This is a genomic window from Kocuria sp. CCUG 69068 (assembly GCF_020833785.1).
Lineage (GTDB): Bacteria > Actinomycetota > Actinomycetes > Actinomycetales > Micrococcaceae > Kocuria > Kocuria rosea.
The window spans coordinates 1-5,761 of sequence record NZ_PDDL01000156.1; the positions used below are offsets into that span (position 1 = coordinate 1).

Consider the following 5,761-nt stretch of genomic DNA (forward strand, 5'->3'; position numbering starts at 1 on the left):
CCGGCCCCGGAGCGGCGCCGCGGCGGGCCGGGCGCGGCCCCGTGGCGGGCCGGACGGTTACCGCCGCCCGCGGGGCCGCCGCTATCGTGGGTCTCGGATCTGCCCCACCCCGCCCGGGTGGTGCGGCCGCGCTCGGCCGCTGTCAGCCCTTTCCGGCCCTTCCGGGCCCATCCAGCACGAGGAGAAGCACCATGGAGTTGGACGTCACCATCGAGATCCCCCGGGGATCGCGCGTCAAGTACGAGATCGACCACGAGACCGGCCGCCTCCGCCTGGACCGCGTCCTGTTCACGTCGATGCAGTACCCCGCGCACTACGGCTACTTCGAGGACAGCCTGGGCGAGGACGGCGACCCCCTGGACGCCCTCGTGCTCCTGGACTTCGAGATCGTCCCGGGCGTGCTCGTGGAGTCGCGCCCCATCGCCGTGTTCAACATGAACGACGAGGCCGGCGGGGACGCGAAGATCCTGTGCGTGTCCACGGACAAGCGCTACGACCACATCCAGGGTCTCGACGACATCGACGAGTACAAGCTCAAGGAGATCCAGCACTTCTTCGAGCGCTACAAGGACCTCGAGCCCAACAAGTGGGTCAAGGGCGAGGGCTGGGAGGGCCGGGAGACCGCCGAGCGCCTCGTCGAGGAGGCCCGCGAGCGCTTCGAGCAGTCCCACTACGACTCGGCCGCCGAGGCCGAGGAGAAGGCCCCGTCCACCGACTGAGCGGACGGGCACGCGCGGGGGCCGGGGACCGGAGGGTCCCCGGCCCCCGCGCGTCCGGGGCCCCGGGCCCGACCCGGGTCGGCGCGTGACGTGCGCCCTACAGGGATTCCATGAATTTCGTTATATTGGGATCGGCCGGCTCAGCCGGCCCGACGGCCCCAGGATGCATCCCCCCATCGGCATCCGGGCCGCCGACCGGGATCGAGGTCGCCGGAGCGCACCCGCGAGGTGCCCGGTGGCGGCGGGGGTCCCCCCACCCGCGCCGCATCCCATCGATCTCTCCCGGTCCATCCCGGCGGGCCGGTCACCGGCCCCCGGGAGTCGGCCGGCAGGTCCGAGGACCTGCCGGCCGATCCCCGTCCTGCGCTGCCGGTCCCGCCCTCCTTGTGACGTCCGGTCCCTGTGGTTCGATGGACGCGGACCCGGGACGGACCCGGCGCCGTCGGAAGGATGCGCATGTTCCTGCTGGGCCCCGAGGCGGACCTCGTCTTCTCCGCGAGCGACCTGGTGCGCGCGGCCGAGTGCCCCTACGCGAGCCTGTGCGTCCTGGACGAGAAGCTGGGGCGGGCGCCGCGCCGGGCCCCGGAGCGGGACGCGATGCTCGCCCGCACGGCCGAGCTGGGCGACGCCCACGAGCACCGGGTCCTGGCCGCGCACCTGGCGGCGTTCGGCCCGTGGGACGCGGCGACCGGACGGGGGGTGCACGAGGTCGAGCCGGCCCGGCGGATGGACCGGGACGAGCTGACCGCCAAGCACGCCGAGTCCCTGGACGCCCTGCGCGCGGGCGCCGACGTGGTCTTCCAGGCCTCCTTCTTCGACGGTGCCTTCCACGGCCGCGCCGACTTCCTCGTCCGCCGCCCGGACGGCGCGTACGCGGTGCACGACACCAAGCTCGCCCGGCACGCCAAGGTCACCGCCCTGCTCCAGCTCGCCGCCTACGCCGACCAGCTCGAGCGGGCCGGGGTGGACGTGGCCCCCGAGGTCACCCTGGTCCTCGGCGACCAGCGGGAGGCGGTCTTCCCCGTCTCCGAGCACCTGGCGGTCTACCGCGAGCGCCGGGAGCGCTTCGTCGCGGCCGCCGCCGCGCACCGGGCGCGGCCCGGGCCCGTGGACTGGCAGGACGACGACGTCGCCCGCTGCGGCCGGTGCGAGCACTGCGCCCGGGCCGTCGCCGAGCACCGGGACCTGCTGCTGACGGCGGGGCTGTCCGTGCGGGTGCGCCGCACGCTGCGCGACCGGCACGGCGTGCGCACCGTCGACGAGCTCGCGCTGCTGGAGGACCGGCGGCTCCCCGCCGCGCTGCGGCGGCTGCGGGACCAGGCGGCCATGCAGACCGGCCGGGGCGGGGAGGACGGCTCGGTCGAGTACCGGAAGGACGGGGGGACCCGCCGGATCGCCTACCGGGTCACGGCCACGGACCCCGTGCGGCGGCTGCCCGCCCCGGACGCCGGGGACGTGTTCTTCGACTTCGAGGGCGACCCGCTGTGGCAGGACCCGGGGGACGCGACGTCCTGGGGGCTCGAGTACCTGTTCGGCGTCGTGGAGCAGCCCCCGGAGCCCGGCGCCGCCCCCGTCTTCCGGCCGTTCTGGGCGCACTCCCGGGCCCAGGAGCGGGACGCGCTCCGGGCGTTCCTCGACTACGTGGCCGAACGGCGCCGGCGCTTCCCCGGCATGCACGTCTACCACTACGCGAACTACGAGAAGGCGGCCCTGCGCCGGCTCTCGCTCGTGCACGCCGTGGGCGAGGACGCCGTGGACGAGCTGCTGCGCGAGAACGTGCTGGTGGACCTCTACGACACGGTGCGGGGAAGCCTGCGGCTGTCGGAGAGCTCGTACTCCATCAAGAAGCTGGAGCCGCTCTACATGGGCGAGCACCTGCGCACCGGGGACGTCGTGGACGCCGGTGCGTCGGTGGTCGCCTACGCCGACTGGTGCACGGCCCGGGCGGCCGGGCGGGAGGAGGACGCGGCGCGGCTGCTGGCCGGGATCGCCGACTACAACGCCTACGACTGCCTCTCGACCCTGCGGCTGCGGGACTGGCTGCTGGGCCTCGCCGGGATCTCCCCGGACCCGGCGGACCACCCGCCGCGCCCCACCCAGGAGCGGCTCGAGCTGCCCGAGGAGCTGCCGGACGCCGGGATGACCGGTGCCGAGCAGCGCCTGCACGAGCACCTGGACGACCCGTCCGCGCGGGACGTCCTGACCGAGGAGCAGCGCACGGCCGTCGCGATGGTCGCCTCCGCCACCGGCTACCACCGGCGCGAGCGCAAGCAGTACTGGTGGTCCCACTTCGACCGCCTCGAGGGCCCCGTGGAGGACTGGGAGGACACCCGCGACGTGTTCGTGGTCCGGCGCGCGGAGGTCCTGGAGGACTGGGCGAAGGACCCGGGCAAGCGCAGCAGCGCCGCACCCACCCGGCTCCTGCGCCTCGCGGGCCGGTTCGGCGAGGGCTCCACCCCCAGACCCGGCACCGCCGGGCTGTTCCTGATGTACGGGGCCCCCGTGCCCGCGCACCTGGCCGAGGACGCCGCCCCGCGCGGCAGCGGCCGCGCCGGGGACTGGACCGCCGCCCTCGAGCACGTCGAGGAGCACGAGGACGGCACGGCGGTGCTCACCGTGCGCGAACGGCTCAAGAAGCCGCGGGACGCCCCGGCCCCCGAGCCCTGGGCGGAGCTGCCGATCGCACTGGGCCCGGCCCAGCCGATCGCCACCCGCTCCCTCGAGGAGTCCCTGCAGACCCTCGCCGCCCGCACGGCCGACGCCCTGCCGGAGCTCCCGCGGCAGCCCGGCCTCGAGCTGCTGCAGCGCCGGGCGCCGCGGCCCGCGGACGGCAGCCCCCTGCCCCGCCCGCACGACGGCCCCGACGGCACGATCGACGCCGTGGTGCGTGCCCTGCGCTCGCTCGACCGCAGCTTCCTCGCCGTCCAGGGGCCCCCGGGCAGCGGCAAGACGTTCCTCGGCTCCCACGTGATCGGCCGGCTCGTGGAGGCCGGCTGGCGGATCGGCGTGGTGGCGCAGTCCCACGCCGTCGTCGAGAACCTCCTCACCGGGGTGCTCGAGAAGGGCGGGGTCGCCCCCGAGCGCGTCGGCAAGAAGCCGCCCTCGGGCCGGCCCGCGGACCGGGAGACGCCGTGGCGCGACGTCCCGGGGAAGGACTTCGCCGCGTTCCTGGCGGACGGCGGCGCCGTGGTGGGCGGCACCGCGTGGGACTTCTCCAACGCCAAGCACCTCGAGGACGAGGCCCTGGACCTGCTCGTGGTCGACGAGGCCGGGCAGTACTCGCTGGCCAACACCCTGGCCGTGTCCCGGGCCGCGCGGCGCCTGCTGCTGCTGGGCGACCCGCAGCAGCTGCCGCAGGTCTCGCAGGGCACCCACCCCCTGCCCGTGGACGAGTCGGCGCTGGGCTGGCTCTCCCACGGCTCGCCCACCCTGCCCGCCGAGCACGGCTACTTCCTGGACCGCACGTGGCGGATGCACCCGGCCCTGTGCGAACCGGTCTCCGAGCTCTCCTACGCCGGGCGGCTCGGGTCCGCCCCGGCCGCGGGCCGCCGAGAGCTCACCGGCGTGGCCCCGGGCCTGCGCACCTGCTACGTCGAGCACACCGGCAACCGCACGGCCTCCCCCGAGGAGGCCCGGCGCGTCGTGGAGCTGGTGCACGAGTTCGCCGGGACGCCGTGGCGCTCCGGTCCGGGGGCACCCCCCGTGCCGCTGGCGCCCGAGGACGTGCTCGTGGTGGCCGCGTACAACGCCCAGGTCGATTTGATCGGCCGGGAGCTCGCCGCCGCGGGCCTGCGGGACGAGGACGGCGGCGGGGTCCGGGTGGGCACCGTCGACCGGTTCCAGGGCCAGGAGGCCCCCGTCGTGATCGTGTCGATGGCCGCCTCCGCGGCCGACGGCCCCCGCGGGATGGAGTTCCTGCTCTCCCCCAACCGGCTCAACGTGGCGGTCTCCCGGGGGCAGTGGTGCGCCGTGGTGGTGCGCTCCCCCGCCCTGACGGACTACCTGCCCGCCACCCCGGAGGCGCTGCAGGTGCTCGGCCGCTTCACGCGGCTGTGCCGCCGCGGACGGCCCGCGGGGCTGCCGTGAGCACCGAGCGCGTGCCCTACGTCCTGCACTTCGAGTCCAGGACGGTGGTGCTCGGCGAGCCGGCCCACCTGGAGGAGCTGGACGCCCTGCTGCGGCGCGCCGACGTCCGGACCCGCCCCACCTACTGGCACGGCATGCACCAGGACGATCCCGGGGCGGCGCTCAACAGGGTGGGCACCGACCTCACCGCGGAGCAGTTCTGGGACCGCGTGGACGCCGGGGCGTTCGCCGCCGCCCGGTGGCCCGTGGACCTCGACGGCCCGCTCTACCTCCCGGCGCCGCCCGCGTGGCTGCAGCAGGCCCGGGCGTGGGAGTACGACCCCCTGGCGCCGGCCCTGGGCGCGGCGGCACCGGGCGGGTGGCTGCGGGTCCCGGGCTGGGCCGGGACCGAGAACAATGACGCCGGGGCGGCCGTGGGACTGCTCCAGCTGACCGACCCGGACTCCTTCTGGGTGTTCGGCTCCGACGCCGACCTGGCGGAGGTCGCCGCCACGGCCAAGGAGCTGGCCTCGTTCCGGCAGGGCTTCGACCGGCTCACCGCCTACTTCGGCCCCGACGACCGCATCGGCTGCCTGCGCCTGCCCGTGGTGTGCCGGGAGCCCCTCGAGGACGAGCTCATCGTGCAGGGGGTCGACATCGAGCCGCGGTTCTGGGAGTGAGTCCCCGCCGCGCCCCCGCTCCCCCGCGGCCCCCGTGCCCGATACTGGGACCGTGTACGTCGTGACCCTGGACCAGCGCCGCCGCGAGGCGGGCGACCTCGTGCCGGGCCTCCTGCGCCGCCTCGCGGACCTCGAGACCGTGGTGCCGTTCCAGCGCGCCCGGGCGCACGCGGTGCAGGGCATCACCGCCGATCCCGGCGCCGCGGTCGCGGCCGCGCTCGCCGGTCTGCGCGGATCGGCCTGGAGCGTGGGGGTCGGGGTGGGGCCGGTCCGGCTGGAGACGGCGACCGACCCGGA

3 protein-coding genes and 1 pseudogene are annotated in these 5,761 nt (G+C 75.9%); all 4 read left to right on the forward strand.

Features of this window, described 5'->3' with window-relative positions; genetic code table 11:
* Nucleotides 1-191: 191 nt before the first annotated feature.
* Nucleotides 192-719, forward strand: coding sequence for an inorganic diphosphatase (locus CRM73_RS17860; RefSeq protein WP_017832043.1), 528 nt, complete (start codon nucleotides 192-194; stop codon nucleotides 717-719).
* A gap of 456 nt (nucleotides 720-1,175) precedes the next feature.
* The gene (locus tag CRM73_RS17865) at nucleotides 1,176-4,805 is read left to right on the forward strand and encodes a bifunctional RecB family nuclease/DEAD/DEAH box helicase (RefSeq protein ID WP_229588652.1); all 3,630 of its coding nucleotides are present in this window, start codon (nucleotides 1,176-1,178) and stop codon (nucleotides 4,803-4,805) included.
* Complete coding sequence (locus CRM73_RS17870; protein ID WP_229588653.1) at nucleotides 4,802-5,464, forward strand: hypothetical protein; 663 nt, start codon at nucleotides 4,802-4,804, stop codon at nucleotides 5,462-5,464. The genes CRM73_RS17865 and CRM73_RS17870 overlap by 4 nt, the downstream gene beginning before the upstream one ends.
* Before the next feature lie 52 nt (nucleotides 5,465-5,516).
* Nucleotides 5,517-5,761: pseudogene (locus tag CRM73_RS17875) on the forward strand (hypothetical protein); the annotation flags it as partial.